The sequence below is a fragment of the Pseudogulbenkiania sp. FW507-F1 genome, assembly GCF_058781125.1.
Genome location: NZ_JBYSWM010000009.1, coordinates 25,117 through 49,667 on the forward strand (window position 1 = coordinate 25,117; position 24,551 = coordinate 49,667).

Sequence of the window (24,551 nt, forward strand, 5' to 3'; positions counted from 1 at the left end):
GGGCCAAGGGATCGTGAACAGGTGCCTAGAGATGCGGCTCGACCGCCTGCAGCAGGGTCTGTTCCGACAGCTTGCCGATCAGCGTGGCGACCTGCTTGCCGGAGCGGTCCAGCACCACGGTGTAGGGCAGTCCGCCGGCCGGGTTGCCGATGGCGCGCATCAGGTCGAGCGTGTTGCCGTCGCCCAGCACGATGGGATAGCTCACCCGGGTCGTGCGCAGGTAATTGCCGACCGACACCTTGTCGTCGAGCGCCACGCCGACCACCTCGACGCCGCGCGGCGCCAGGCGGGTGCGCACGGCGTTGAGCATCGGCATCTCCTCGCGGCAGGGCGAACACCAGGTGGCCCAGAAATTCACCACGGTGACCTTGCCCTTGTACTGGGTGAGCGCGGCGTTCTTGCCGGCCAGGTCGGTGAAGCGGGCGCGTTCCAGCGCCGGGTTGGCGGCGGCCGGCAGCGCTGTCAGCAGCGCGGCACACAGTAGCGGCAGCACGCCGCGGCGCAGAGTGGTGGGTGTCATCGGATCATCCTGTAAAAACGTGGCAACAGCTTGGAGCGGGCGGCGCAGCCAGGGTTCGCCACGGGGGAGGGCGGCGTTTCGTGCTACACTTAAGCGCTTGATTTCATAGCGGAGCCGGCATGTCCATCCTCGTCTGCGGATCGCTCGCCTACGATACCCTGCTGACCTTCGAAGACCGTTTCGACCAGCATATCCTGGCAGACCAGCTGCACAAGATCTCCACCACCTTCCGCGTGCCGACGATGCGCCGCGAGTTCGGCGGCTGTGCCGGCAACATCGCCTACAACCTCGCGTTGCTGGGCGAGCGGCCGCTGGTGATGGCCACGGTGGGCGAGGACTTCGACCCCTACCGCGAGCATCTGGCGCGCCTCGGCGTGGCGGACCGCCATATCCGCACCGTTCCCGGCCAGTATACCGCGCAATGTTTCATCATCAGCGATAGCGGCGGCAACCAGCTGATGGCGTTCCATCCCGGCGCGATGGAGCACGCCACCGACAATCACCTGAGCGAGGTCGAGAGCCCGGTGGAACTCGCCATCGTGGCGCCGTCGGGCTACCTCGGCTGCCTGCAGCACTGCCGCGAGCTGGCCGAGGCCGGCATCCCGTTGGTGTTCGACCCCGGCCAGGAGCTGCCGCTGTTCTCGCGCACCGAGCTGCGCGCGCTGGTCGAAATGGCCAGCTACGTCACGCTCAACGACTACGAAGCCGAACTGATGCGCGAGCGCGCCGGGCTCACGCTGGACGACATGCGCCGCCAGGTGCGCGCGCTGATCATCACGCGCGGGGCGCAGGGGGCGGAGATCCACGTCGACGACACGCTGCTCCACATCCCGGCGGTGCCGCTGGACGGCCCCGCACTCGACCCCTCCGGTTGCGGCGACGCCTTCCGCGCCGGCCTGCTGTACGGCATCCGGCACGGCCTCGACTGGCACCTCACCGGCCGCCTGGCCAATCTGCTGGGCGCCATCAAGGTGGTCAGCCGCGGCGCGCAGAACCATGTCTTCGATTGGGCCGGGCTGAAAGAGCGCTACCAGGCGGCCTATAACGAAGCATGGCCGGACTGAGCCCGCGCCGCTCCGCCACCCAGGGTTGAATAAGGCGCCTGTCATCCCCACCATTGTGCAATTCGACCCAAGATCATCCCAAAGGGGAAGACATGACCGTTCCTTACCTGTCCACCGCCCTGAAGGGCCCGTTGCTGGAGCTGGAAAGCCGCATCCTCGGCGCCCAGCCCCATATCGAGCACTGGTTCCGCAGCCAGTGGCACGCCCACCAGGTGCCGTTCTACGGCTCGGTCGACCTGCGCAACAGCGGTTTCAAGCTGGCCCCGGTGGACATGAACCTGTTCCCCGGCGGTTTCAACAACCTCAACCCGGAATTCACCCCGCTCGCGGTACAGGCCGCCACCAGCGCGGTGGAGAAGGTGTGTCCGGAAGCCAAGAACATCCTGCTGATCCCGGAGAACCATACCCGCAACACCTTCTACCTGCAGAACGTGGCGGCGCTGGTGCACATCTTCGAGCAGGCCGGCCTCAAGGTACGGTTGGGCTCGCTCAACCCGGAGATCACCGAGCCGACCGAACTGACCGCCGCCAACGGCGCCACGGTGCGGCTGGAGCCGATCGAGCGCCGCGGCAACCGTCTGGTGCTGGCCGATGGCTTCAGCCCGTGCGTGGTGCTGCTCAACAACGACCTGTCGGGCGGCGCGCCGGACATCCTGCAGAACCTGGAACAGACCCTGCTGCCGCCGCTGCACGCCGGCTGGGCGGTGCGGCGCAAGACCCACCATTTCAAGGCCTACGACCAGGTCGCGGACGATTTCGCGCGCCTGATCTCGATCGACCCGTGGCTGATCAATCCCTACTTCAACGCCACCAAGGGGCTGGATTTCCAGTCGCGCCAGGGCGAAGAAGCGCTGGCCGACAGCGTCTCCGGCCTGCTCGACAAGATCCGCGTCAAGTACCGCGAGTACGGCATCACCCATGATCCGTTCGTGATCGTCAAGGCCGACGCCGGCACCTACGGCATGGGCGTGATGAGCGTGAAGTCGCCGGACGAGGTGATCGGCCTCAACCGCAAGGCGCGCAACAAGATGGCGGTGGTGAAGGAAGGGCTGGAAGTGTCCGAGGTGATCGTGCAGGAAGGCGTGTACACCTTCGAGACGGTCAACGCCGCGGTGGCCGAGCCGGTGGTGTACATGATGGACCGCTTCGTCATCGGCGGCTTCTACCGCGTCCACACCGGGCGCGGCGTCGACGAGAACCTCAACGCGCCGGGCATGCACTTCGTGCCGCTGTCGTTCGAATCGGCCTGTCTGCCGGACAAGAGCGGCACCCCGGACTGTCCGCCCAACCGGTTCTATTCCTACGGCGTGATCGCCCGCCTGGCGCTGTTGGCCGCCTCGCTGGAGCTGGAAGCCACCGACCCCGACAACGCCTGAGCGCACTGGATCCCGCCTATGAAAATCCTGTTCATCGCCGACCCGCTGGACCACTTCAAGATTTACAAGGACACCACCTTCGCCATGATGGAGGAGGCGGCGCGACGCGGCCATGCGCTGGCGGTGGCCGAAGCGCGCCAGCTGTCGGTAGAAGGCGGACGGCTGCTGGTGGACGCGCGCGGCCTGACCCTGACCGGGGACAAACACGACTGGTTCCGCCTCGCCGAGGTGCAGCGCCAGCCGCTCACCGCGTTCAGCGCGGTGATCATGCGCAAGGACCCGCCGTTCGACATGGAGTACCTGTACGCCTCGCAGCTGTTCACGTTGGCCGAAGCCCAGGGCGTCAAGGTGTTCAGCAGCGGCCAGGCGCTCAGGGACTACAACGAGAAGCTGGCGATCCTGCACTTCCCCGACTGCATCGCGCCGACCCTGATCTCCGGCGAGTCGGCCCGCCTGCGCGCCTTCGTGCGCCAGCATCAGGACGTCATCCTCAAGCCGCTCGACAGCATGGGCGGCGACAGCATCTTCCGCGTCACGCCGGATGACCCCAACCTGTCGGTGATCCTGGAAACCATCACCCAGCGCGAGACCCGCACCGTGATGGCGCAGCGTTTCATCCCGGAAATCCGCGACGGCGACAAGCGCATCCTGGTGATCGACGGCGTGGCGGTGGACTACTGCCTGGCGCGCATCCCGATGGCCGGCGAAACGCGCGGCAACCTCGCCGCCGGAGGCCGCGGCGAGGCGCGCCCGCTCACCGCGCGCGACCGCGAGATCGTGGCGGCGGTGGGGCCGGAACTGCAGCGGCGCGGCATCCTGTTCGCCGGTCTCGACGTCATCGGCGACTACCTCACCGAAGTCAACGTCACCAGTCCCACCTGCTTCCGCGAGATCATGGATCAGACCGGCATCAACGTCGCCGGGCTGTACATCGACGCGCTGGAGCGGCGGTGCGCGCACTGATCTCGCGGCTTCGGCCAACCTGTCTGGCCCTGTGTCTGCTGATCGGGCTCGCGGCGTGCAGCCGCGAGCCCGAACCGTTCCGCCAGGAAAGCTACGTGTTCGGCACGCGCGTCGAGGTCACCGTGCTGGGCGAGCCGGAGGCCCGCGCCCAGGCCGCGGTGGCGCAGGCCATGGCCGAACTCGACCGCCTGCACCTGCGCCTGCACGCCTGGAAGGGCAACGGCGAGCTGGTCGCCATCAACCGCGCCCTGGCGCGCGGCGAATCGGCAACGCTGGCGCCCGACCTGGCCGAGCTGCTGCGTGCCGCGCAGCGCGACGAGGCGCTCTCCGACGGCCTGTTCTCGCCGGCGCTGGGCGGGCTGGTGGCGCTGTGGGGCTTCCACGCCGACAGTTTCGCCCCGGTCACGCCCGACCCGGCGGCGCTCCGGCAACTGGTCGAGGCCCGCCCGCGTATGGCCGACCTGAGCCTCGCCGACGGCCGCATCGCCAGCCGCAACCCGGCGGTGCAGCTCGATCTGGGCGGCATCGCCAAGGGCTGGGCGCTCGACCGGGTGCGCAACCAGCTCAAGGCCGCCGGTGTCCGTGCCGCGCTGATCAACATCGGCGGCAACGTCATCGCGCTGGGCAAAAAGCCGGACGGCACGCCGTGGAAGGTCGGCATCCAGCACCCGCGCCGCAACGAGGCGATGGCGGTGGTGGAGCTGGCCGACGGCGAGGCGGTGGGGACCTCGGGCGATTACCAGCGCTACTTCGAGCTGAACGGGCGGCGCCACTGCCACCTGATCGACCCGCGCGACGGCAGCAGCGACTGCCGCGCCCAGGCCGCCACCGTGGTGGTGGCGCCGGCCGCCGACGCCGGCCTGCGCTCCGATGTCGCCACCAAGCCGATTTATCTTGCCGACACCGCGCGCGCTTCTTACTATGCCAGCCGCTTCGGCATCCGCGACGTGCTGCTGGTCGATGGCCACGGCGAGGTCTGGCTGTCGCGCTCGATGCAGGCACGCCTGCACTGGCTGGGCGAAGCGCCACGTATCCATCTTCTGGGAGCCGCATGAAGCTGCAGGAAAGCCCGTTCAAGGGCAAGACCGGAATCACCCGGCTGATCAACGCCTTCGGGTACTCGCTGGACGGTCTCAAGGCCGCCTTTCGCCACGAGGACGCGTTCCGCATGCTGCTGCTGCTGGCCGTGATCCTGATCCCGCTGGCCTTCGTCATCCACGCCAGCGCGCTCGAGCGCGCCCTGCTGGTGGCCAGCTCGCTCGCCACGCTGATCATCGAGCTGCTCAATTCGGCGGTGGAGGCGGCGGTCGACCACACCTCGCTGGAGCGTCATCCGCTCGCCAAGCGCGCCAAGGACATGGGCAGCGCGGCGCAGCTGATCGGTCTGGTCAACCTGGCCGTGGTGTGGGGGCTGGTGCTGTTCGGCTGACAAGGTTGGCCGAAGCACGGGACAAAACGGCAGCATGCCTGGTGGCGCGCTGCCGTTTTTGCATTGGGCGGGACGGTAGCCTGTTTCAGTGGGAGAGCGAGCCAAAGCAGGTTGAGTGCCGCCAACGCACAGGAACCGGAATGTACACGGAGTACATGAGGATCATGGCTGAGCGAATCAGAGATTCGCACGCTCAGAGCATTGCCGGCGCTCAAGATGCAAGGGCGCAGCCGCCTAATGGATCAGGCTATCAATCGTCGAGGCGGCGGTACAGGTAGCCCGGCGTCACCCGGATCATGCCCGGGCCTTCCTTGACCTCGCCCTGCTTGCCGACCAGGAGCCAGCGCGAGTCGCGCGCGATCAGGTAGCGGTACACCGGCTGGCCGGCGTAGTAGAACAGCAGCTCGCGGCCACGAAAGGCATCCAGCGGCAGCAGCGGGCGTTCGTGCTGCATCAGGAACATCGCCAGCGCGTGGCTGTCGAGTGCCGCCAGTTGCTCGCGGTCCGCCACCATCATGCCGCAGAACGTGACGAGCAAGGAGACGGCCAGCAGCGGCCAGGTCGTGGAGGCGAAAGCCAGCAAGGTCAGCACGGCGCTGCCGGTGAAGTAGAAGCTGCTGTCGGCTTTCATGATCCGCTCTTTACCTCCAGCCCGCCTTGCAGGCACTGCGGCACAACACCCACCCCGGACAAACCGGGGAACGGGTACCCCGCCCTGTCTGCGCCGTGCCCGAAGCGTCGCCAGCGCCGCCGCAACCGCATTCCAGTGCGGCTTGCGGACATCTGCTCGAGGCGCTGCGGCTGTCAGTTGGAATGCGCGCGGCGTTCTGGCCCAATGGAAACGCCGCCTGGGGGCAGGCGGCGTTTTGCCCCGGAGGGCATTCCGGTCCGTCGCAGGTACCGTACTCGCCAGAACGAATCTGGCAGTGAAATCGGGCTGACTTCGCCCTTGACTCGAAGTATAAGCATTGCGCCGGGAAATGCTGAATAAAAGCCGGTGCCGGGTTATGACGAACGGGCGATATCGCGGGCCGACCGGGCATGAAAAACGCCACCTGGCGGTGGCGTCGGGGGTGAGGGTGGATGCGGCTCAGGCTTCCTTGGCTTCCGGCGGGGCGATCACCTCGCTGTAGCCACACTCCTTCTGCGGGCAGACCTTCTCGGTGCCGCGCCGCTTGGTGGTCTTGATGGTCAGGATCGGCCAGTGGCACTTCGGGCAGGGCTCGGCCACCGGCGGGTTCCAGGTGGCGTACTTGCACTTGGGATAGGTATTGCAGCTGTAGAACAGCTTGCCGTAGCGGCTCTTGCGCTCGATCAGGCTGCCCGTCTTGCATTCCGGGCAGGTCACGCCGGTGTCGCGCGGCTTCTCCAGCGGTTCGATGTGCTTGCACTTGGGGTAGTTGGCACAGCCGATGAACTTGCCGTAGCGGCCCTTCTTGATGTGCAGCGCGCCGCCGCATTCCGGGCAGGTGCGCCCCTCGATCACCGTCGGCTCTTCCGCCGCTGCCGCCGCGCTCTCGGCGGTCTCGCCGATGTCGCGGGTGTAGTCGCACTCGGGGTAGCCGGTGCAGGCGATGAAGCGGCCGCGCTTGCCGAACTTGATCTGCAGCGGCTTGCTGCACTTCGGGCAGGCCTCGTCCAGGCTCTCGGTGGTGACCTCGGCGCGCGACAGGCTTTCCTTCTCGCTCAGCTGCTTGGCCAGCCCCTTCCAGAACGTCTCCATCACCGGCACCCACTCGCGCCGGCCGTTGGCGATCTCGTCGAGCTGGTCTTCCAGCTTGGCGGTGAAGTTGTAGTCGACGTACTGGCCGAAGTGCTCGGTGAGGAACTTGTTGACGATCTCGCCGGTGTCGGTCGGCAGGAAGCGCTTCTTGTCGAGCACCACGTACTCGCGGTCCTTCAGCGTCGAGATGATGCTGGCGTAGGTGGACGGGCGGCCGATGCCGAATTCTTCCAGCGCCTTGACCAGGCTGGCCTCGGAGAAGCGTGGCGGCGGCTGGGTGAAGTGCTGTTCGCCGTAGAGCTTGTCCACCGGCAGCACGTCGCCCACCTCCAGCACCGGCAGCTTGGCGTTGTCCTCGTCCTCGGCGTCGTCGACGTCTTCCTCGTACACCGCGAGGAAGCCGGCGAAGGTCTGTACCTGGCCCGTGGCGCGGAACACGCCCTCGCCGACGGTGATGTCGACGCTGGTGGTGTCGAACTTGGCCGGCGCCATCTGGCAGGCCAGGGTGCGCTTCCAGATCATCTCGTAGAGCTTGAACTGGTCGGTGGTCAAGAACGGCTTCATCGCCGCCGGGGTGCGCTCGATCGAGGTCGGGCGGATCGCCTCGTGGGCTTCCTGGGCGTTCTTCGACTTGTTCTTGAAGGTGACCGGGGCCTTGGGCAGGAAGGCCGGTTCGAACTGGCTCTCGATGTAGCCGCGGATTTCGGTCAGGGCCTCGTTCGACAGCACCACGGCGTCGGTACGCATGTAGGTGATCAGACCGACCGTGCCCTGGCCGATGTCGACGCCCTCGTACAGCTGCTGCGCCGTGCGCATGGTGCGGTCGGTGGTCATGCCGAGCTTGCGCACCGCCTCCTGCTGCAGCGTCGAGGTGGTGAACGGCGCGGCCGGGTTGCGGGTTTTCTTCTTCTTGTCGACGTTGCTGACGGTCGCCGGCTGCTCCGCCAGGCGCGCCAGCGTGTCGGCCTGGATGGCCTCGCTCGGGATGTCGAACTGGTCGAGCTTGTTGCCGCCGAGCTCGAACAGCTTGGCGCCGAACTTCTGCCGGCCCTTGTGGCTGTCGAGGTGGATCGACCAGTATTCCTGCTCGGTGAAGGCGCGGATCTCGTTCTCGCGCTCGCAGATCAGGCGCAGCGCCGGGCTCTGCACGCGGCCGGCGGACAGCCCGCGGCGGATCTTCTTCCACAGCATCGGCGACAGGTTGAAGCCGACCAGGTAGTCGAGCGCGCGGCGCGCCTGCTGCGCGTCGACCAGCTCCTGCGAGATGTCGCGCGGGTTGGCGATGGCGTCGAGCACCGCGTTCTTGGTGATCTCGTGGAACACCACGCGCTGCGCGGTCTTGCCCTTCAGCAGCTTCTTGTTGTTGAGGATCTGCACCAGGTGCCAGGAAATGGCCTCGCCTTCGCGGTCCGGGTCAGTTGCCAGATAGATGTGATCGGCCTCGGCCACCGCCTGGGTGATGGCGTCCACGTGCTTGGCGTTGCGCGGGATCAGCTGGTACTTCATGGCGAAGTTCTTGTCCGGGTCGACCGCGCCGCTTTTCGGCACCAGGTCGCGGACGTGGCCGTAGGAGGCGAGGACTTCGAAGTCCTGACCCAGGTATTTTTTCAGCGTTTTGGCCTTGGACGGCGACTCAACGATCAATAGGCTCGAGGGCATGTTTTGTTCAATCGTGAACCCGGCAGTCCCGGGCTGACATCTTGTGTATCTATCAAATAAAACAAGAGCGCAAGGGGGCGCTCTTGTCGGACGTGTCGTTAAGGCGTCGGAAGGGCGCGATGGTAAGCCTGTCGCAACGCCGTGACAAGCTCATTGCATGGTCGGTTCGCCGTTCACCACGTCGAGCAGCTCTTCGCCGAGCAGGATCGGCAGCTCGGCCTTCTGCACCCACAGCACCAGCAAGGTGACCAGTTTGGCCGAGGCGACGTTGACCTCGTCGTCGGGCATCGCCAGCAGGCGGTCGATCACCATCTCGCGCTGCGCCGGGGAGAGGGCGCCGTGGTGCTCGAGGAACTGCAGCAGGCCGCGCACTTCGGTCGGCAGGCGTTTCTGTTCGCTGTCGCTGTAGACGCGCAGGCCGTAGGACTCGTCCATCGCGGCGAAGGCACCCTCGTTGATGTTGCAGAGGATGTCGAGCCAGTCGAGGGCGTCGTTGATGTCGGCGTCCTCGAAGCCGGCCGCGGCGAGCGTGCGCATCACGCCTTCGCGGTCGTTGCAGGCTTCGGGGTCCTGGTATTCTTCAAACAGATAGGCAAGAACGTCAAACATGGTGCAGAGACTTTTAAGGATGCTGGCAGGGCGCGTCCCGCTTCAGGACAGGCGCTGGAAACGACCGCCCGGCAGGCTTGCCACCCGGCCTTCCAGTTCCAGCTCGAGAAGCATCGCGTAAACCTCCCCCGCCGTCAACTCGAGCCGCGCCGCCAGGCTGTCGACGTCGACCGGATCGTAGCCCAGCTGGACCAGCAGCGGCGTCTCCGCCTCCGCCGTTGCCGTGCCGTCCGCCACGGCCGCGTTGGCGCTGGCCGCCCCTGGTGCGTCGGGGGCGGGGCGGCCGATTTCGTCCAGCACGTCGTCCACCGTTTCCACCAGCTTGGCGCCGTCCTTGATCAGGCGGTGGCAGCCGCGCGCCTGCGGGTTGTGGATCGAGCCGGGAACCGCCAGCACCTCGCGCCCGACCTCGGCGGCGAGGCGCGCGGTGATCAGCGAGCCGGAGTTGACGTTGGCCTCGACCACCAGGCAGCCGCGGCTGAGCCCGGCGATGATGCGGTTGCGGCGCGGGAAGTTGTGCGCCAGCGGTGCCGTGCCGAGCGGGAATTCCGACAGGATCAGGCCGCCTTCGGCCAGCTGGTGGGCGAGCTGGCGGTGGCTGGCCGGGTAGACCCGGTCGATGCCGGTCCCGATCACCGCGATGGTCGATGCCGCCGTGCCCAGCGCGCCACGGTGGGCGGCGCCGTCGATGCCGCTGGCGAGCCCGCTGACGATGGTGTAGCCGGCCTGCGCCAGGCCGTGCGCGAACTCCTCGGCGGTTTGCCGGCCCTGCGGTGTGGCGTGGCGGCTGCCGACCATGGCCAGCATCGGGCGCGCCAGCAATTCGCGCCGGCCCCGGCCGAACAGCAGCGGCGGGGCGTGGCCGGCCTCGGCCAGCGCGGTGGGGTAGTCGTGATCGGCCAGGGTCAGCAGGAAACAGCCCGGCGCGTCGGCCCAGGCCAGCGCCGCCTCCACCTCGGCTGTCGCCACGCGTCCCGCCAGGGCGCGCGCCGCCTCGTCGCCGAGACAACGCTGCAACTGCGAAAGGTTGGCCGAAGCCGCGGCGGCGGCGCTGCCGAAGGTGTCGATCAGGCGCAGCACGCCGACCGGGCCGATGCCCGGCGTCAGCGCCAGCAGCGCCCAGTCGGCGCGCTCGCTGCTCATTCCTCGTCCGGCGTGCGCACCACGTCGCCCACGCCGATCGGCACCGCGCTCTCCATCACCAGGCCGTAGGCGACGCGGTTGAACACGCGGTAGACGAACAGCGAGCCGGCTTTCTCGGTCGGCAGCAGCACCTTGGTTGCGCGGTTGTCCGGCGTCGTGACCTTGACCAGGCTGCCGTTCTTGAGGATGTCGAGCACGTGGCCGGTTTCCAGGCCGTCACGTTGTCCCAGGTTGATCGCCACGTTGTAGTACTGGGCCGCGCCGGCGACGCCGTTGGGGGTGGAGATGATCTTGCCCTGCACCATCTTTTCGGGCGGATGCGGCACGTAGCTGACGAAATAGTCGCGCGGCGCCTTGACCAGGCGGTCGCCGACCAGGATTTCCTCGGCCACCTTGCGCACCCGCAACGACTGTACCTCGTCGCCCATCTTCTCGACCGCCAGATCGCCGCCGTAGGTCACCTCGTAGCCCAGCGTCTCGCCGCTGTCCGGATCGCGCAGCGGCTTGTTGGGGCGGTATGACTGCCAGCTGCCACCTTGGTCGAGCCCCATGGCGTAGGCACGGTCGCCGCTGCTCATCGCCACGTGCTCGTCGCTGCCGGCGACCAGGCGCGGTGCGCGCGAGAAGCTGTCGATGTCGACGATCAGCGGGCGCGACAGGAAGGGCTCGATGGCCTTGGCCGGGATGCTCGGCAGGGCACGGTCCTGGTCTTCGATGCGCACCTGCGGCGACAGCTTCACCTCGCGGCGGTTGCGCTCCAGGCCGAGGCGCGGCTGGCCGTTGACCCAGGTCAGCACCAGCACGTCGCCGGGGTAGATCAGGTGCGGGTTTTTCACTTCGTCGCGGTTCATCTGCCACAGGCGGGGCCAGTTCCACGGCTTTTTCAGGTAGCGGCCGGAGATGCCCCACAGCGTGTCGCCTTTGACCACCACGTAGCGCGCCGGGGCGTCAGGGCGCAGCGTCAGCGTGTCGGAAAAGGCCGGTGCCGCAAGGCCCAGAGCCAAGACTAGCGATATAATGCTTTTGCGCATGGAAAATGCCCCAATATTCATGGACGGGCGCGCCATTCCCGGCGCCCTCGAAGTAACGATATCTGCGTCAGACAGGTCTATTATCGACATGCTGATGGCAAAACTACAATCTGGAGTAACGGAATTAGATGGCGCTGCTAACTATTCTGCATTACCCGGACGAGCGTCTGCACAAAGTCGCGCGTCCGGTCGGCGCGGTGGACGAGCGCATCCGCCAACTGATCGACGACATGGCCGAGACCATGTACGAATGCAATGGCATCGGCCTGGCGGCCACCCAGGTCAACGTGCATGAGCGCGTGGTGGTGATCGATGTCAGCGAAGAGAAGTCGGCCCTGACCGCTTTCGTCAACCCGGAAATCGTCGAGCGTCGTGGCGATACCGTGTACGAAGAAGGCTGCCTGTCGGTGCCCGGCATCTACGACAAGGTGCACCGCTCGGAGTGGGTGCGGGTGCGCGCGCTCGACCGCAACGGCGAGCCATTCGAGATCGAGACCGACGGCCTGTTGGCGATCTGCATCCAGCACGAAATCGACCATCTCGACGGCAAGGTGTTCGTCGACTACCTGTCCCAGCTCAAGCAGAGCCGCATCAAGGCCAAGATGAAGAAGCGCGAGAAGCACACGCTGTAAGAATCTGTCCCGATCTTGCTGCGCGTCCCTGATCGGGGCTCAGGTGCACTGCGTGCGAATCTATCGCCGAGCCAATCGAAGATTGGCACGCAGGGATTCGCTCAGCGATCGGAAATCCTCATGGACTTCATGTCCATTCCGGTTTCTGTGCTGCTCTTCACCCCGCTGAGGGCCGCTCACGACAGATCGTGAACAGATTCCAGGCCCGACCCGCGTTGGCCGAACCCCGGGGACACGCACACCGTGTCCCCTCGTTTTTGCAGGAATGCCATGAAACTGATTTTTGCCGGCACCCCAGAATTCGCCGCCGCCGCCTTGCAGGCCCTGCTCGACGCCGGGCACGACATCCCGCTGGTGCTGACCCAGCCCGACCGCCCCGCCGGGCGCGGCATGAAACTCAAGCCGAGCCCGGTCAAGGCGCTGGCGTTGCAGCACGGTCTGCGCGTCGAGCAGCCCTTGACGCTGAAGACCCCGGAAGCGCAGGCGCTGATCGCCGAGGTCGGCGCCGAGGTGATGGTGGTGGCCGCCTACGGTCTGCTGCTGCCGCAGGCGGTGCTCGAGCTGCCGGCGCAAGGCTGCCTCAACATCCACGCCTCGCTGCTGCCGCGCTGGCGCGGCGCGGCGCCGATCCAGCGCGCGCTGCTGGCGGGCGACAGCGAAACCGGCATCACCATCATGCAGATGGACGTCGGCCTCGATACCGGCGCCATGCTGTCGGTGTACCCGCTGCCGATCGCCGCGGACGAAACCGCCGCCACGCTGCACGACAGGTTGGCCGAAGCCGGCGCCAGCGCCATCGTCGACACCCTGGCGCGGCTCGACGCCGTCACCCCGGTGGCGCAGCCGGCAGAAGGTGTGACTTACGCCCAGAAGCTCTCCAAGGCCGAGGCCGAGGTCGACTGGAGCCAGCCGGCGACCGACATCGCCCGTGCCATCCGCGCCTACAACCCGGTGCCCGGCGCCTTCACCCGTCTCGCCGGCGAACCCCTCAAGCTGTGGCTGGCCTCCGCCGAGGAAGGCCGCGGTGAGCCGGGCACGGTCCTGTCGGCCGACGCCGACGGCGTGCGCGTGGCGGCGGGGAGCGGCGTGGTGCGGCTCACCCAGCTGCAGGCTGCCGGCGGCAAGCGCCTGGCGGCACGCGACTTCGTTGCCGGCCGGCCGGATCTGACGGGGACCCGGCTCGGGGCTTGATATTCCAAGCCGGTGAACCATATCTAGGGTGGTGGATAACGCAAGGAGGCTGTGGCTATGACATTCAACTGGTTCAAGACGACGCTGCTGATGGCCGCCATCGTGGCGCTGTTCGGCGTCATCGGGGCCATGATCGGCGGCAAGAGCGGCATGCTGCTGGCGCTGCTGTTCGGTGGCGCGATGAACGTCTTCGCCTACTGGAACTCGGACAAGATGGTGTTGCGCATGTACAACGCGCAGGAGGTCGATGCCCAGAGCGCCCCCGAGCTGTACGGCATGGTGGCCGAACTGGCGGGCCGCGCCGGGCTGCCGATGCCGCGCGTGTACGTGATCCACGAGGACCAGCCCAACGCCTTCGCCACCGGGCGCGATCCGGAGCACGCGGCGGTAGCGGCCACCACCGGCATCATGCGCATGCTCGACTACCGCGAACTGCGCGGCGTGATGGCGCACGAGCTGGCGCACGTGCGGCACCGCGACACGCTGATCTCGACCATCTCGGCCACCATGGCCGGCGCCATCTCGGCGCTCGCCAACTTCGCCATGTTCTTCGGCGGGCGCGACGAAGAGGGCCGTGCGGTCAACCCGATCGCCGGCATCCTGGTCGCGCTGCTGGCCCCCCTGGCCGCCAGCCTGATCCAGATGGCGATCTCGCGCGCGCGCGAATTCGAAGCCGACCGCGGCGGCGCCGAGATTTCCGGCGAACCGCTGGCGCTCGCCGTGGCGCTGCGCAAGATCGAGTACTACGCCCAGGGGCTGCCGATGCCCGCCGCCGAGGCGCATCCGGAGACCGCGCAGATGATGATCATCAATCCGCTCTCCGGCGGTGGCATGGACTCGCTGTTCCGCACCCACCCGCATACCGAGGAGCGCATCGCACGCCTCAACGAGATGGCGCGCGGCGGCGTCTAGCCGTATCATTCCGCGCAAACCGACCTACCCCGGGCCACAGCCGTGATACGCGGCTGTGGCCGGTTTTTTTGGAACTGACCGCAATGCATCGAATCCAGCTCCTGGCCGCCGGCCTGCTCGAAAAAGTGGAAGGGGGCCGTACCCTGACCGAGGCCCTGGCCGACGCCCAGCGCCAGGCGCCCGATCTCACGCCGGCCGAGCGCGGCGCGCTGCAGGACATCGGCTACGGCGTACTGCGCCACCTGGCCGAGTGGCGTCGCGTGCTGCGCCAGCTGCTGCCCAAGCCCTTGCCCGAGCCGCAGCTGGAGCGTGTGCTGATCGTTGCCCTGCATCAGCTGGAATACACCCGTGCCGCCCAGTACGCCGTGGTCAACGAGGCGGTGACGCTGGCCGGACGGCTGGCGCGCGGGCGGTTCAAGGGGCTGGTCAACGCCGTGCTGCGCAACTACCTGCGCCAGCGCGACGAACTCAAGGCCGCCGTGGCGGCCGACGACGAGGCCCGCTACAACCACCCGCGCTGGTGGATCAAGGCTGTGCAGCGCCACTACCCGCAGGACTGGCAAGCCATTCTCGACATGGACAACCAGCATCCACCGATGACCCTGCGCGTCAACCGCCGCCATGTCGAACCGGCCGCCTACCTGCAGCGCCTGCGTGACGCGGGCATCGAGGCCGAGTGCCTGGGCGAGGAGGCGATCCGACTCGCCCGCCCGGTCGGTGTGCGCGAACTGCCCGGCTTCGCCGACGGCGACGTCTCGGTGCAGGACCAGGGTGCGCAGCAGGCGGCGTACCGGCTCGACCTGCATAACGGTCAGCGCGTGCTCGATGCCTGCGCCGCGCCGGGCGGCAAGACCTGCCACATGCTGGAACTGGCCGACCTCGACGTCACCGCGCTCGATGTCGACGAAACCCGGCTGGAGCGGGTCGCCGACAACCTTGCCCGCCTTCAGCTCTCGGCTCGCCTCGTCGCCGCCGACGCCGGCGATACGGCGAGCTGGTGGGACGGGGTGCCGTTCGATCGTATCCTGGCCGACGTGCCGTGTTCCGCCAGCGGCGTGGTGCGCCGTCATCCCGACATCAAATGGCTGCGCCGCCCTGGCGATTTCGCCGAGCTGGCGCGGCAGCAATCCGCCCTGGTCGATGCGCTCTGGCCGCTGCTCGCCAGCGGCGGCAAAATGCTATACGCTACCTGCTCGATTTTTCCCGAGGAGAACCGCGAACAGCTCGCGGCCTTCCTCGCGCGACATGCGGATGCGGTATGCCTCGACGACCAACAACTGCTCCCCAGCGAGCAACATGACGGCTTCTATTACGCGCTGCTTGCGAAGCGCTAGCCTTCTTATCTGGCTGATCGCCTGTGCCGTACTGCCGGCATGGGCCGATTCCATTTCGGCCACCCGCTCCGAGGCCGAACTCCTCGATGGCCAGCTCGCCATCAGCACCCGCTTCGACATCAAGCTCACCCCCGGCCTCAGCGATGCGCTGACCCAGGGGGTAGCGCTGCCGTTCCGTCTGGAATTCGAGCTGACCCGTCCGCGCAGTACCGCCTACCTGCTTAACGTCCGGGAGTGGTTCGAGCCGCATGCCGAGCTGCACTTCAAGATCGCCTACCAGTCGCTGACCAGCCGTTACCGCGTCAGCATCGGCAGTCTGTCGCGCTATTACGCGACGCAGGCCGAGGCCCTGAGCGCGCTCGGCGCGATCCACGGCTGGCGCGTGCTTGAAGCGGGGACGCTGAGCGGCGTGCCGGCCGACAAGGTCAAGGGGCGGGTGCGGCTGATGCTCGACATCGGCCAGCTGCCCAAGCCGTTCCAGCTCAACGCGCTGGGCAGCGCCGACTGGTCGCTGGGCTCGGGCTGGATCGATCTGAATGTGAAGGAAGGCGGCTGATGCGCTACGCCATGATCGCCATGGCCACCTTCGCCGCCATCCTGCTCTACCTCTTGGCGCTCGCTACCGGCAACACCTCCAAGCTGGCCGAGTACTACTGGTGGGTGTTCGGCATCAACGCGCTGCTCTTGGTGGCGCTGCTGGGCGTGGTCGGGCGCCAGCTGGTACGCCTGCGGCGCCGGGTCAAGGGCCGCGTCTTCGGCGCCAAGCTGACCCAGCGCCTGGTGATGATGTTCGCCGTGGTGGCGCTGGTGCCCGGCCTGCTGGTGTATACCATCTCGACCCAGTTCCTCTCGCGCAGCATCGAGAGCTGGTTCGATGTGCGCGTGGAGTCGGCGCTGGATCGCGGGCTGGAGCTCGGGCGCAACGCGTTGGGCTACGTGCTGCAGGACGTCGGGCGCAAGGCGCGGGTGGTGCAGGACGATATCGACGCACTGCCGGACAGCGGTCTGCCGGCACGGCTGGAGCGGTTGCGCGAACAGCTTGGCCTCAACGAGGTTGCCATCTTCAACCGTCAGGGGCAGTTGCTGGCGTTCGCCAGCGGCGATCTGGCCGGGCTGCCGCAAACCCCTTCGCGCGAGGCCTTGCGCACGCTGCGGCCGCGCCAGCCGGTGCAGACCATCGAGAACGATCGGCGCAACCAGCTTGCGCTCAAGGTGCTGATGGCCTACCACGACCGGCATGATGAAACCCGCGTGATGCAGGTGATCCAGGCCGCGCCGGAAAGCATCGCCCACGATGCCGAGCTGATCGACACCGCCCGTGCCGACTATCGCCAGCTGCTGCTCTCGCGCGACGGCCTGCGCACCTTCTATACCCTGACCTTGACGCTGGCCTGTCTCTTGGCGCTGACCGCCGCGCTGGCGTTCGCGCTGTGGTTGTCGGAGCGGCTGTCGGCGCCGCTGTCCGAACTTGCGGCGGGGACCCGCGCGGTGGCGCAGGGCGACTTCTCCAAGCGCCACCCGGTGTACCGGCGTGACGAACTGGGCATTCTCACCACCATGTTCAACCGCATGACTCAGCAGCTCGACGAGGCGCGCCAACTGGCCGACGAGAACCGACTCAAGCTGGAGTCGGGCAAGCTCTACCTGGAAAGCATCCTGGTCAACCTGCGTGCCGGGGTGATGGCGTTCGACGACGGCTGGCGCCTGCGTGCCGCCAATACCAGTGCTTCGCGCATCCTCGGGGTGGACTTTGCCGAGTTGGCCGAAGCCCCGTTCCGCGAGTGGACCCGCTTGGTGCCGGCACTGGTGCCGCTGGTCGACAACGTCTGTGAGCATGCCGACAGCGAGCGCCAGCCCGAGTGGCAGACCCAGCTCGATTACACTACCGCGCAAGGGGAGCGTATCCTGCTGGTACGGGGGGCGCGCTTGCCGGAGGGTTCAGGCAGCGGCTACGTGGTGGTGTTCGACGACATCACCGAACTGGCACGGGCGCAGCGCGACGCCGCCTGGGGCGAGGTCGCCAAGCGTCTGGCGCACGAAATCCGCAACCCGCTGACGCCGATCCAGCTCGCCGCCGAGCGCCTGGCGATGAAGCTGGCCGACAAGCTGGAAGGCAGCGATGCCGATCTTCTGCGGCGCGCCACCGACACCATCGTCAAGCAGGTGTCCGCGCTCAAGGGCATGGTCGACGCCTTCCGCGACTACGCCCGCTCGCCGCGCATCAAGCTGGTGGCGCTGGATTTGAACCAGCTGGTACGCGAGGTGATGACGCTGTACGAATCCAATGCCGCTGTTAAGATGACGTTGTCTGAACAACCATTGATGATCATGGGGGATGCCGCCCTGTTGCGCCAAGTGTTGCATAATCTGCTGCAAAATGCGCAGGATGCGGTCCTTGACGTTGACATCCCGATGATTCACATTAGCAGCCGACAAGAAGGAAGAAGCGCGATCGTCTGCGTGCAGGACAACGGGGCCGGCTTCCCGGCCGACATCCTGCCGCGCGCGTTCGAGCCGTATGTGACCAACAAGCCCAAGGGTACAGGCCTTGGGCTGGCAGTGGTGAAGAAAATCATAGAGGAGCACCATGGTCAGATCGCACTGGGAAATGCCGGGCAGCAGGGCGCACGGATACTTCTCACCCTGCCATTGCTGGAGGCCTAATGCGTAGCAGCGACATTTTGATTGTGGATGACGAAATCGGCATCCGCGAACTGCTTTCGGAAATACTGCAGGACGAAGGGTACACCGTCGCCTTGGCCGAGAACGCCGAGGTGGCGCGACAACTGCGCAACCAGACCCGTCCGGCGCTGGTGCTGCTGGATATCTGGATGCCCGATTGCGACGGCGTGACACTGCTCAAGGAGTGGGCCAAGTCGGGTCAGCTCAACATGCCGGTGGTGATGATGTCCGGCCACGCCAGCATCGATACCGCCGTCGAGGCCACCCGTATCGGCGCCTTCGATTTTCTCGAAAAACCGATCGCCCTGCAGAAACTGCTCACCACCGTGCAGCGGGCCGTCAAGTACGGCGACATGCAGGTCAACACCTCGCTCAACCTCGACAAGCTGGGAAAGAGTGAACCAATCCAAGAGTTGAAACGTCAGCTCGAGCGGGTGGCCAAGGTCAAGTCGCCGGTGCTCCTGACTGGCGAGCCCGGGTCGGGCTTCGAGCTGGTCGCCCGGTTCTTCCACCAGGGCAATACTCCGTGGGTGACGCCGGCCAAGCCGGAGCAACTCGCCGACGCCCCGCTGGAACTCTTGCAGAAGGCCAACAACGGCGTGTTGTTCCTGCCCGAGATCGGCCAGTACAACCGCCGCATCCAGCAAGGGCTGCTGTTCCTGCTCTCCAAGCTGGACCGCTTCAACGTGCGCCTGTTGTGCTCGTGCAGCCGTCCGTTGCAGGAACTGCTGGTCGACCCGGAGTGCGACAACCGCCTGTTGACCACGCTCTCCAGCGTGATCGTGCCGATTCCACCGCTCAGGGAGCATGCCGAAGACATCATCTTCATCGCCGAACAGATTCTTACCGAGCTGGTGGAATCCAAGCAGGTGTCGACGCACAAGCTCACCACTGCGGCGCTCAACGCACTGCGCCAGTACGACTGGCCGGGCAATCTCGAGCAGCTCAGGAGCATCATCAAGAGCCTGGCGCTGACGGCAGAATCGGTGGATATCGATGCACCCGAAGTCAACAAGGTGCTGGCGCAATTCCGTCACGAGAAGCCAGCGGCAGAGGAAACCGGCTTCGACTTCAACATGCCGTTGCGCGAATTGCGCGAGCAGCTGGAGCGTCGCTACTTCGAGTACCATATCTCGCTGGAAAACGGCAATATGAGCCGTGTGGCGCAGAAGGTCGGCCTCGAGCGTACCCATCTGTATCGCAAGCTCAAACAGCTCGGTATCAAGTTCGCGCGCAAGACCGTAGAAGAGTAATCCCCGACCGCCGGCGCTCCCGGCGGTTTCCCTGGCAGAATCGACCCCCCCATGACCGAACTGAGTGACCAGGCGCTGTTGCGCTACAGCCGGCATATCCTGTTGCCGGAACTCGATATCGCCGGGCAGCAGGCCCTGCTTGGCGCCCGTGCGCTGATCGTCGGCGCCGGCGGGCTGGGGTCCCCGGTGGCCCTGTATCTGGCCAGTGCCGGGGTGGGGCAGCTCACCATCGCCGACGACGACGTGGTCGAGCTGACCAACTTGCAGCGCCAGATCGTCCATGACATGGCAAGTCTCGGCCGCAACAAGGCGGATTCGGCGGCCCAGCGCATGCTGGCCCTCAATCCCGAGGTGATGGTGCGCGTCATCGGCGAGCGCCTCTCCGGCCAGGCCTTGGCCGACGAGGTGGCGCGCCACGATGTGGTGCTCGATTGCTCCGACAATTTCGCTACCCGCCATGCCGTCAACAGTGCCTGCGTGGAAGCGGGGGTGCCGTTGGTGTCCGGTGCCGCGGTGCGCTTCGACGGCCAGCTTGCCGTGTTCGATACCCGCCAGCCGGCCTCGCCGTGCTACCACTGCCTGTTCCCGGAAGAGGGCGAGGCCAACGACGGGCCGTGCGCGACCTTTGGCGTGCTCGCGCCGTTGGTCGGTGTGATCGGCAGCCTGCAGGCGGTGGAGGCCATCAAGCTGCTGGCGGGGATTCCCGTCGCGTTGGGGCGGCTCACCCTGTACGACGCGCTGGAGAGTTCATTCCGCAGCATGAAGGTGCCGCGGGATCCGGCCTGCCAGGTCTGCTCCGGGCGAAGCGCGCGTTCCGAATGAAAAAACCCGCCGGGAGGCGGGTTTTTTCATGGACACAGGCCAGGTGGTTCAGGACTGGAGCTGTTTCTCGATCAGCTGACGCACTTCCTTGAAGTCCATCACGCCGACGTAACGCTTGATGATGTGACCCTGCTTGTCGATCAGCATTGTGGTGGGGGCGAGCTGGATTTCACCAAAGGCCTTGGCGATGCTGCCTTGGGGGTCCAGTGCCACGAAGAACGGTAGCTGGTTCTTCTCGACGTAGGTCTTGACGTAGTTGGGGGGATCGTAGCTCATCGCCACCGCCACGGTTTCAAAGCCGCGCGGCGCATACTGCTGGTACATCTTCTTGATTTCCGGCATTTCTTCGACGCAGCCGGGGCAACTGGTCGCCCAGAAGTTGACCAGCACCACCTTGCCCTTCAGCGAGCTGGTACTGAGCTGTTGTCCCGTTATCGAGGTGTACTGCACTTCGGGAGCGCGGTCCTTGTTGAACAGCATGGTGTAGGCCAGCAAGCCGGCTACCAGCACCAGTGCCAACGCCATCAAACCTTTTTTCATGCCTTGTCTGTTCCGGTAATAGAAGCGAAAAGCGCTTTTTGGTCTTGCATCGCGGCCAGAAGTTCCTTGAGGTGGCCTTCCAGCGGCACCGCCTTGTCCAGCTTGGCATCGTACACCACGAAGGTGACGTCCGCCTCGGCCACGAGGGTCTCGGTACCGGCCAGTTTCACCGCCTGATGCATCACCGCGCTGCGGTGGCCAATCGTCTTGACCGAAGTCTCGATGGCCAGCTCTTCGCCCATCGTCGCGGCGCGACGATAGTTGATATTGATGTTGACCACGACCAGCGCCAGTCCCGACTGCAGAAACCACGGCAAATCGCCGCGCTCTTCGAAGAAGGTCCAGCGCGCTTCCTCAAGGAACTCGAGGTAGCGCGCGTTGTTGACATGGCTGTACAGGTCGAGATGGTAGCCGCGCACTTTGATGCGGGTGATGTGTTTCATCGCTTTGCCTTTATCGTGGAGCGGCCCGGCGGGGCGCTTCAGGCGTCCTGTCCAAGGTCGAAGGGAACGAATTCGGCACGTTCCAGCGGCTCGTCGACGATGTCGGACAGCACCGAGTGGATCTCCAGCTGGAACCACTCCTGGAACAGTTCCAGCGTCAGCGGCGCCGGCCACAGCGACTCGTCGTCGCACCAATCGGCCAGCTCGGCCTGGAACAGCTGCTGATACTGCTCCAGCACGGCCTGTTCGGCCACGTCGTAATCATCGGCGCAGGGAATCAGCAGGGCGTTGCAGTCGCGGGTCAACGACGCCAGCGTGACGTTGTCGTTCAGCTCGCCCGGCAGTTGCTTGAGCCAGTCGAGAAAGGGAGGGCGCGGCCGGATGATGGCGACGCTGCGGTTGACTTCGTACATGACGATCCTTGTTCGGGTTAGGGGCTTGCCAGACGGCTATCCTGGGTGAACGCCCAGCGCCGCACGATTTCCAGCGCGCTGTATTTTTCCGCCAGCGATGGCGGGAAGGGGGCAAACGGGGCGGAGAGTCGGACGATATTCTTGGCGGCGTTGTCGAGCACATCGTGCCCGGAGCTGCGCCGCACGGTGACCGAACGCAGCGTGCCGTCGGCGTTGACAACGACGGTCAGCTCCAGCGAGCCGAAAATCTGCTGACGGCGAGCCTCGTCCGGGTAATTGAGGTTGCCGATACGCTCCACCTTGAGGCGCCAGTCGTCAACGTAGCGAGCCCATTCCACGCCACGCGCCGTGATGCCGTAGACCCCCTTGGTGCGGCCGCTCTCGTCCGGACGGTTGACGGTGTCGTCATCCCCCTGCTGTCGTGCCACCACGCTCGCCTGGGCCAGCAGGGCCTGGGCGGTGATCGGGGGTGACGGTGGGGAGGATGGGGCAGGCGTGCGCACCGGGGCCTGCTTGTCGTTGCTGGGCGCCGTGAGCCGCTCGTTGGCCGCAGGGGGTTGCGGCGCGGCGGCGACGGCCTCTTGTTGATGGCGGGCCGGACCGGCGGTGCCGGGCGTTATGCGCTCGGGAACGTGACTCGCCAGTTTGCCAGGGGCCGGGGTATTGCCGGCGCCGACGGTGTTCTGTTCGGCCAGGCGCAGAGTGGGCGGGGGCGTTTTCTGGGGGGCTTGCGCCAGCTTGACGCTGATGGTGCTGGTTTCCGGCAAGGGAATGGGACGGATCCAGGTGATGCGGCCGGCAGCGAACAGCAGCACATGCACCAGCACCGACACGGCCAGGGTGACGGTGAACAGCCAGGAACTGGCCGGCGGGCTGGGGGGATGGCGCAGGTTACGGGGCATGGCGGCATTTTCTCACTGCGACCGAGTGTAGCATGCCGATGCGACCGCGCGCCTCGCCTTGCGCGACGGTGTCGCACGCACCCGACAGGATCAGGCTTCCAGCAGGCTGCGCAGCATCCAGGCCGTTTTCTCGTGCACTTGCAGGCGCTGGGTCAGCAGGTCGGCTGTCGGCTCGTCGCTGGCTCGCTCCACCACGGCGAAGATGCTGCGCGCGGTACGGCACACGGTTTCATGGCCCTCGACCAGCTGGGCGATCATGTCCTGGGCTCGCGGTACCCCGCTGGCCTCGGCGATCGAGGTCAGCCGGGCGTATTCGCTGTAACTGCCGGGGGCGTAGTGGCCGAGGGCGCGGATGCGCTCGGCGATCATGTCCACCGCCAGCGACAGCTCGTTGTAGTGCTGCTCGAACATCAGGTGCAGGGTCTGGAACATCGGACCGGTGACGTTCCAGTGAAAATTGTGGGTTTTCAGGTAGAGCGTGTAGGTATCGGCCAAGAGGCGAGAAAGTCCCTGGGCGATGTCCTGGCGGTCTTGTTCGTTGATGCCGATATCCATGCTGATCCTCCTGTATGATGCCCGGTCGTCATGTCCCGAAAGAAGTGATGAAAACCTGGCTGAGCTGTAAAGACAGTGTGATTCGACTCACCCTGCATGTGCAACCCGGCGCGAAAAAGACCGATCTGGCCGGCGAGCACGGCGGGGCGCTCAAACTGCGATTGGCCGCGCCCCCCGTCGAGGGCAAGGCGAATGCGATGTTGCTGGCTTGGCTGGCGGAGCGTTTCGAGGTGCCCAAACGCGACGTCGTGCTGCTGAGCGGTGACAAGAGCCGGCACAAGATCGTCGAGATCAAGCTGGGGTTGGATGAGGCCACCGTCCTGGCTCGCCTCGGTCTGTAGTCTCACTGCCGTCGCCGGGGCCGATTGCCGTGGGCCTCAGTGCAGGTGACGCGAGCGATCCTTCGGGTCATCCACTCGAGTGTACTCGCCATCGATCACGTTGTCGGCAGCCGACGGCGGCATGGTGGGCCGTTTGATCGAGGGGCCCTTCAGCGGCAGCAGCAGCAGGAGTGCCAGGATGTCGCTGATCACGCCGGGGATCAGGAACAGCACGCCGGCCAGCAGGTAGCGCAAGGGCCACAGCAGGCTATAGAGTGGGATACGGTCGCCCTGGTGCATCAACGAGCCCAGCGTCAGCAACGCGCCCAACTGCTGGTTGCGCAGCATGGCGATACCGATGAGCGCGGAGACGATGATCCACAGCATGGTGACGCCGCCCCCCCAGGCGTCGGTCATGGCCACCAGGGTGGCGATTTCCGCGAAGGGGTATAACAGTAGTAACAGTAAGAGTCCGCGCATCGAGTTCAACTTATGTCAGAAAATAAATGCTTGCTGGTGTTATGTAACACGCCCGACCATGCCACCGCCAGTCGGATCGCCCGGCAGTTGGTGGAGGAACAACTGGCCGCCTGCGTCAACATTCTGCCCGCGGTGCAGTCGCTGTACCGCTGGCAAGGACGGATCGAAGAGGCGAGCGAGGTGCCGCTGCTCGTCAAGACCACACAGCAGGCTTATGCCGGGCTGGAACGTCGGCTGGTGGAGCTGCATCCTTACGAGGTACCGGAAATCGTGGCCTGCGACGTCGCCAGCGGTCTGCCCGCCTATTTAACATGGGTGGCAGGGGAGGTACTTTCAAGTACAGGACGCGGAACGTAAGTCCGTAACATGGCGGGAGGCGCTTGCCAACAGGATGAAACTGTAGAATCTTTCTGGTAATGGCCAGAAAATCGTTGACAGCGCGTAGCGGGATATTTATAGTGTCGCTCTCTCGGGGGTCGTTAGCTCAGCTGGTAGAGCAGCGGACTTTTAATCCGTTGGTCGCAAGTTCGAATCTTGCACGACCCACCACCGAGG

The 24,551-nt window shown here is 66.0% G+C and carries 27 protein-coding genes and 1 tRNA gene; 16 read left to right on the top strand and 12 right to left on the bottom strand.

The window, feature by feature from the left end; all coding sequences use genetic code 11:
- Window positions 1–25 precede the first annotated feature (25 nt).
- Complete coding sequence (locus AC3WG5_RS07645; RefSeq protein ID WP_014085704.1) at window positions 26–520, bottom strand: TlpA family protein disulfide reductase; 495 nt, start codon at window positions 518–520, stop codon at window positions 26–28.
- A 119-nt stretch (window positions 521–639) separates the two neighbouring features.
- Between AC3WG5_RS07645 and AC3WG5_RS07650 the strand changes: the two genes are divergently transcribed.
- The 5 genes from AC3WG5_RS07650 (at window position 640) to AC3WG5_RS07670 (ending at window position 5,352) form a co-directional block, all read left to right on the top strand.
- On the top strand, window positions 640–1,584 hold the full coding sequence (locus AC3WG5_RS07650) for a carbohydrate kinase family protein (RefSeq protein ID WP_492568315.1): 945 nt from the start codon (window positions 640–642) through the stop codon (window positions 1,582–1,584).
- 92 nt (window positions 1,585–1,676) lie between these two features.
- The gene (gshA, locus tag AC3WG5_RS07655) at window positions 1,677–2,960 is read left to right on the top strand and encodes a glutamate--cysteine ligase (protein ID WP_014085706.1); all 1,284 of its coding nucleotides are present in this window, start codon (window positions 1,677–1,679) and stop codon (window positions 2,958–2,960) included.
- An 18-nt stretch (window positions 2,961–2,978) separates the two neighbouring features.
- Entirely contained in the window at window positions 2,979–3,923 is a 945-nt protein-coding gene (gshB, locus tag AC3WG5_RS07660) for a glutathione synthase (RefSeq protein WP_014085707.1), read from the top strand.
- Window positions 3,911–4,978: an FAD:protein FMN transferase gene (locus tag AC3WG5_RS07665; protein WP_492568317.1), complete on the top strand. Its 1,068-nt coding sequence runs from the start codon at window positions 3,911–3,913 to the stop codon at window positions 4,976–4,978. The genes gshB and AC3WG5_RS07665 overlap by 13 nt, the downstream gene beginning before the upstream one ends.
- Window positions 4,975–5,352 carry a diacylglycerol kinase gene (locus tag AC3WG5_RS07670; RefSeq protein ID WP_008954813.1) on the top strand — a complete coding sequence of 126 codons (378 nt, stop codon included), beginning with the start codon at window positions 4,975–4,977 and terminating at the stop codon, window positions 5,350–5,352. The genes AC3WG5_RS07665 and AC3WG5_RS07670 overlap by 4 nt, the downstream gene beginning before the upstream one ends.
- Window positions 5,353–5,602: 250 nt before the next feature.
- Here AC3WG5_RS07670 and AC3WG5_RS07675 read toward each other — a convergent pair whose 3' ends face one another.
- The 5 genes from AC3WG5_RS07675 to AC3WG5_RS07695 form a co-directional block, all read right to left on the bottom strand.
- Complete coding sequence (locus AC3WG5_RS07675; RefSeq protein WP_014085709.1) at window positions 5,603–5,983, bottom strand: hypothetical protein; 381 nt, start codon at window positions 5,981–5,983, stop codon at window positions 5,603–5,605.
- A gap of 459 nt (window positions 5,984–6,442) precedes the next feature.
- On the bottom strand, window positions 6,443–8,734 hold the full coding sequence (gene topA, locus AC3WG5_RS07680; protein ID WP_008954815.1) for a type I DNA topoisomerase: 2,292 nt from the start codon (window positions 8,732–8,734) through the stop codon (window positions 6,443–6,445).
- 150 nt (window positions 8,735–8,884) lie between these two features.
- Window positions 8,885–9,343 (bottom strand): Smg family protein, encoded by a 459-nt coding sequence (locus AC3WG5_RS07685; RefSeq protein WP_008954816.1) that lies wholly within the window; start codon window positions 9,341–9,343, stop codon window positions 8,885–8,887.
- Window positions 9,344–9,385: 42 nt separating this feature from the next.
- Window positions 9,386–10,486 (bottom strand): DNA-processing protein DprA, encoded by a 1,101-nt coding sequence (dprA, locus tag AC3WG5_RS07690; protein ID WP_492568318.1) that lies wholly within the window; start codon window positions 10,484–10,486, stop codon window positions 9,386–9,388.
- Entirely contained in the window at window positions 10,483–11,517 is a 1,035-nt protein-coding gene (locus tag AC3WG5_RS07695; protein ID WP_492568319.1) for a LysM peptidoglycan-binding domain-containing protein, read from the bottom strand. Before AC3WG5_RS07695 ends, dprA begins: the two co-directional genes overlap by 4 nt.
- A gap of 128 nt (window positions 11,518–11,645) precedes the next feature.
- Between AC3WG5_RS07695 and def the strand changes: the two genes are divergently transcribed.
- The 8 genes from def (at window position 11,646) to AC3WG5_RS07735 (ending at window position 20,343) form a co-directional block, all read left to right on the top strand.
- Window positions 11,646–12,149 carry a peptide deformylase gene (gene def, locus AC3WG5_RS07700; protein WP_014085713.1) on the top strand — a complete coding sequence of 168 codons (504 nt, stop codon included), beginning with the start codon at window positions 11,646–11,648 and terminating at the stop codon, window positions 12,147–12,149.
- Window positions 12,150–12,419: 270 nt separating this feature from the next.
- Window positions 12,420–13,340 carry a methionyl-tRNA formyltransferase gene (gene fmt, locus AC3WG5_RS07705; RefSeq protein WP_492568320.1) on the top strand — a complete coding sequence of 307 codons (921 nt, stop codon included), beginning with the start codon at window positions 12,420–12,422 and terminating at the stop codon, window positions 13,338–13,340.
- 57 nt (window positions 13,341–13,397) lie between these two features.
- Complete coding sequence (gene htpX / locus AC3WG5_RS07710) at window positions 13,398–14,252, top strand: zinc metalloprotease HtpX (RefSeq protein WP_492568321.1); 855 nt, start codon at window positions 13,398–13,400, stop codon at window positions 14,250–14,252.
- An 83-nt stretch (window positions 14,253–14,335) separates the two neighbouring features.
- Window positions 14,336–15,586: a 16S rRNA (cytosine(967)-C(5))-methyltransferase RsmB gene (gene rsmB / locus AC3WG5_RS07715; protein WP_492568322.1), complete on the top strand. Its 1,251-nt coding sequence runs from the start codon at window positions 14,336–14,338 to the stop codon at window positions 15,584–15,586.
- Complete coding sequence (locus tag AC3WG5_RS07720; protein ID WP_492568323.1) at window positions 15,573–16,142, top strand: DUF4390 domain-containing protein; 570 nt, start codon at window positions 15,573–15,575, stop codon at window positions 16,140–16,142. Before rsmB ends, AC3WG5_RS07720 begins: the two co-directional genes overlap by 14 nt.
- Window positions 16,142–18,250: a sensor histidine kinase gene (locus AC3WG5_RS07725; protein WP_008954824.1), complete on the top strand. Its 2,109-nt coding sequence runs from the start codon at window positions 16,142–16,144 to the stop codon at window positions 18,248–18,250. The genes AC3WG5_RS07720 and AC3WG5_RS07725 overlap by 1 nt, the downstream gene beginning before the upstream one ends.
- On the top strand, window positions 18,250–19,521 hold the full coding sequence (locus AC3WG5_RS07730) for a sigma-54-dependent transcriptional regulator (RefSeq protein WP_492568324.1): 1,272 nt from the start codon (window positions 18,250–18,252) through the stop codon (window positions 19,519–19,521). Before AC3WG5_RS07725 ends, AC3WG5_RS07730 begins: the two co-directional genes overlap by 1 nt.
- Window positions 19,522–19,572: 51 nt before the next feature.
- Window positions 19,573–20,343 carry a HesA/MoeB/ThiF family protein gene (locus AC3WG5_RS07735; protein ID WP_492568325.1) on the top strand — a complete coding sequence of 257 codons (771 nt, stop codon included), beginning with the start codon at window positions 19,573–19,575 and terminating at the stop codon, window positions 20,341–20,343.
- A 48-nt stretch (window positions 20,344–20,391) separates the two neighbouring features.
- Here the strand turns inward: AC3WG5_RS07735 and AC3WG5_RS07740 are convergent, their stop codons facing one another.
- The 5 genes from AC3WG5_RS07740 to AC3WG5_RS07760 all read right to left on the bottom strand — a co-directional run bounded on the left by AC3WG5_RS07740 (window position 20,392) and on the right by AC3WG5_RS07760 (window position 23,196).
- Window positions 20,392–20,883, bottom strand: a complete 492-nt coding sequence (locus tag AC3WG5_RS07740) for a TlpA disulfide reductase family protein (RefSeq protein WP_041702785.1) — start codon at window positions 20,881–20,883, stop codon at window positions 20,392–20,394.
- A complete protein-coding gene (locus AC3WG5_RS07745; protein WP_492568326.1) occupies window positions 20,880–21,326 on the bottom strand; it encodes an acyl-CoA thioesterase in 447 nt (148 codons plus the stop codon). The genes AC3WG5_RS07740 and AC3WG5_RS07745 overlap by 4 nt, the downstream gene beginning before the upstream one ends.
- A gap of 38 nt (window positions 21,327–21,364) precedes the next feature.
- Window positions 21,365–21,739, bottom strand: coding sequence for a VacJ (locus tag AC3WG5_RS07750; protein ID WP_492568327.1), 375 nt, complete (start codon window positions 21,737–21,739; stop codon window positions 21,365–21,367).
- Window positions 21,740–21,756: 17 nt separating this feature from the next.
- Window positions 21,757–22,641 (bottom strand): energy transducer TonB, encoded by an 885-nt coding sequence (locus tag AC3WG5_RS07755; RefSeq protein ID WP_492568328.1) that lies wholly within the window; start codon window positions 22,639–22,641, stop codon window positions 21,757–21,759.
- Between the two features lie 90 nt (window positions 22,642–22,731).
- A complete protein-coding gene (locus AC3WG5_RS07760; RefSeq protein ID WP_492568329.1) occupies window positions 22,732–23,196 on the bottom strand; it encodes a Dps family protein in 465 nt (154 codons plus the stop codon).
- Between the two features lie 47 nt (window positions 23,197–23,243).
- Here AC3WG5_RS07760 and AC3WG5_RS07765 point away from each other — a divergent pair, with 47 nt between their 5' ends.
- Entirely contained in the window at window positions 23,244–23,537 is a 294-nt protein-coding gene (locus tag AC3WG5_RS07765; protein ID WP_492568330.1) for a DUF167 domain-containing protein, read from the top strand.
- A gap of 36 nt (window positions 23,538–23,573) precedes the next feature.
- Here AC3WG5_RS07765 and AC3WG5_RS07770 read toward each other — a convergent pair whose 3' ends face one another.
- Window positions 23,574–23,996, bottom strand: a complete 423-nt coding sequence (locus AC3WG5_RS07770) for an FxsA family protein (protein ID WP_014085726.1) — start codon at window positions 23,994–23,996, stop codon at window positions 23,574–23,576.
- Between the two features lie 12 nt (window positions 23,997–24,008).
- Between AC3WG5_RS07770 and cutA the strand changes: the two genes are divergently transcribed.
- The gene (cutA, locus tag AC3WG5_RS07775) at window positions 24,009–24,353 is read left to right on the top strand and encodes a divalent-cation tolerance protein CutA (protein ID WP_492568331.1); all 345 of its coding nucleotides are present in this window, start codon (window positions 24,009–24,011) and stop codon (window positions 24,351–24,353) included.
- Window positions 24,354–24,469: 116 nt separating this feature from the next.
- Window positions 24,470–24,545: transfer RNA gene (locus AC3WG5_RS07780), tRNA-Lys, on the top strand.
- Window positions 24,546–24,551: the final 6 nt, after the last annotated feature.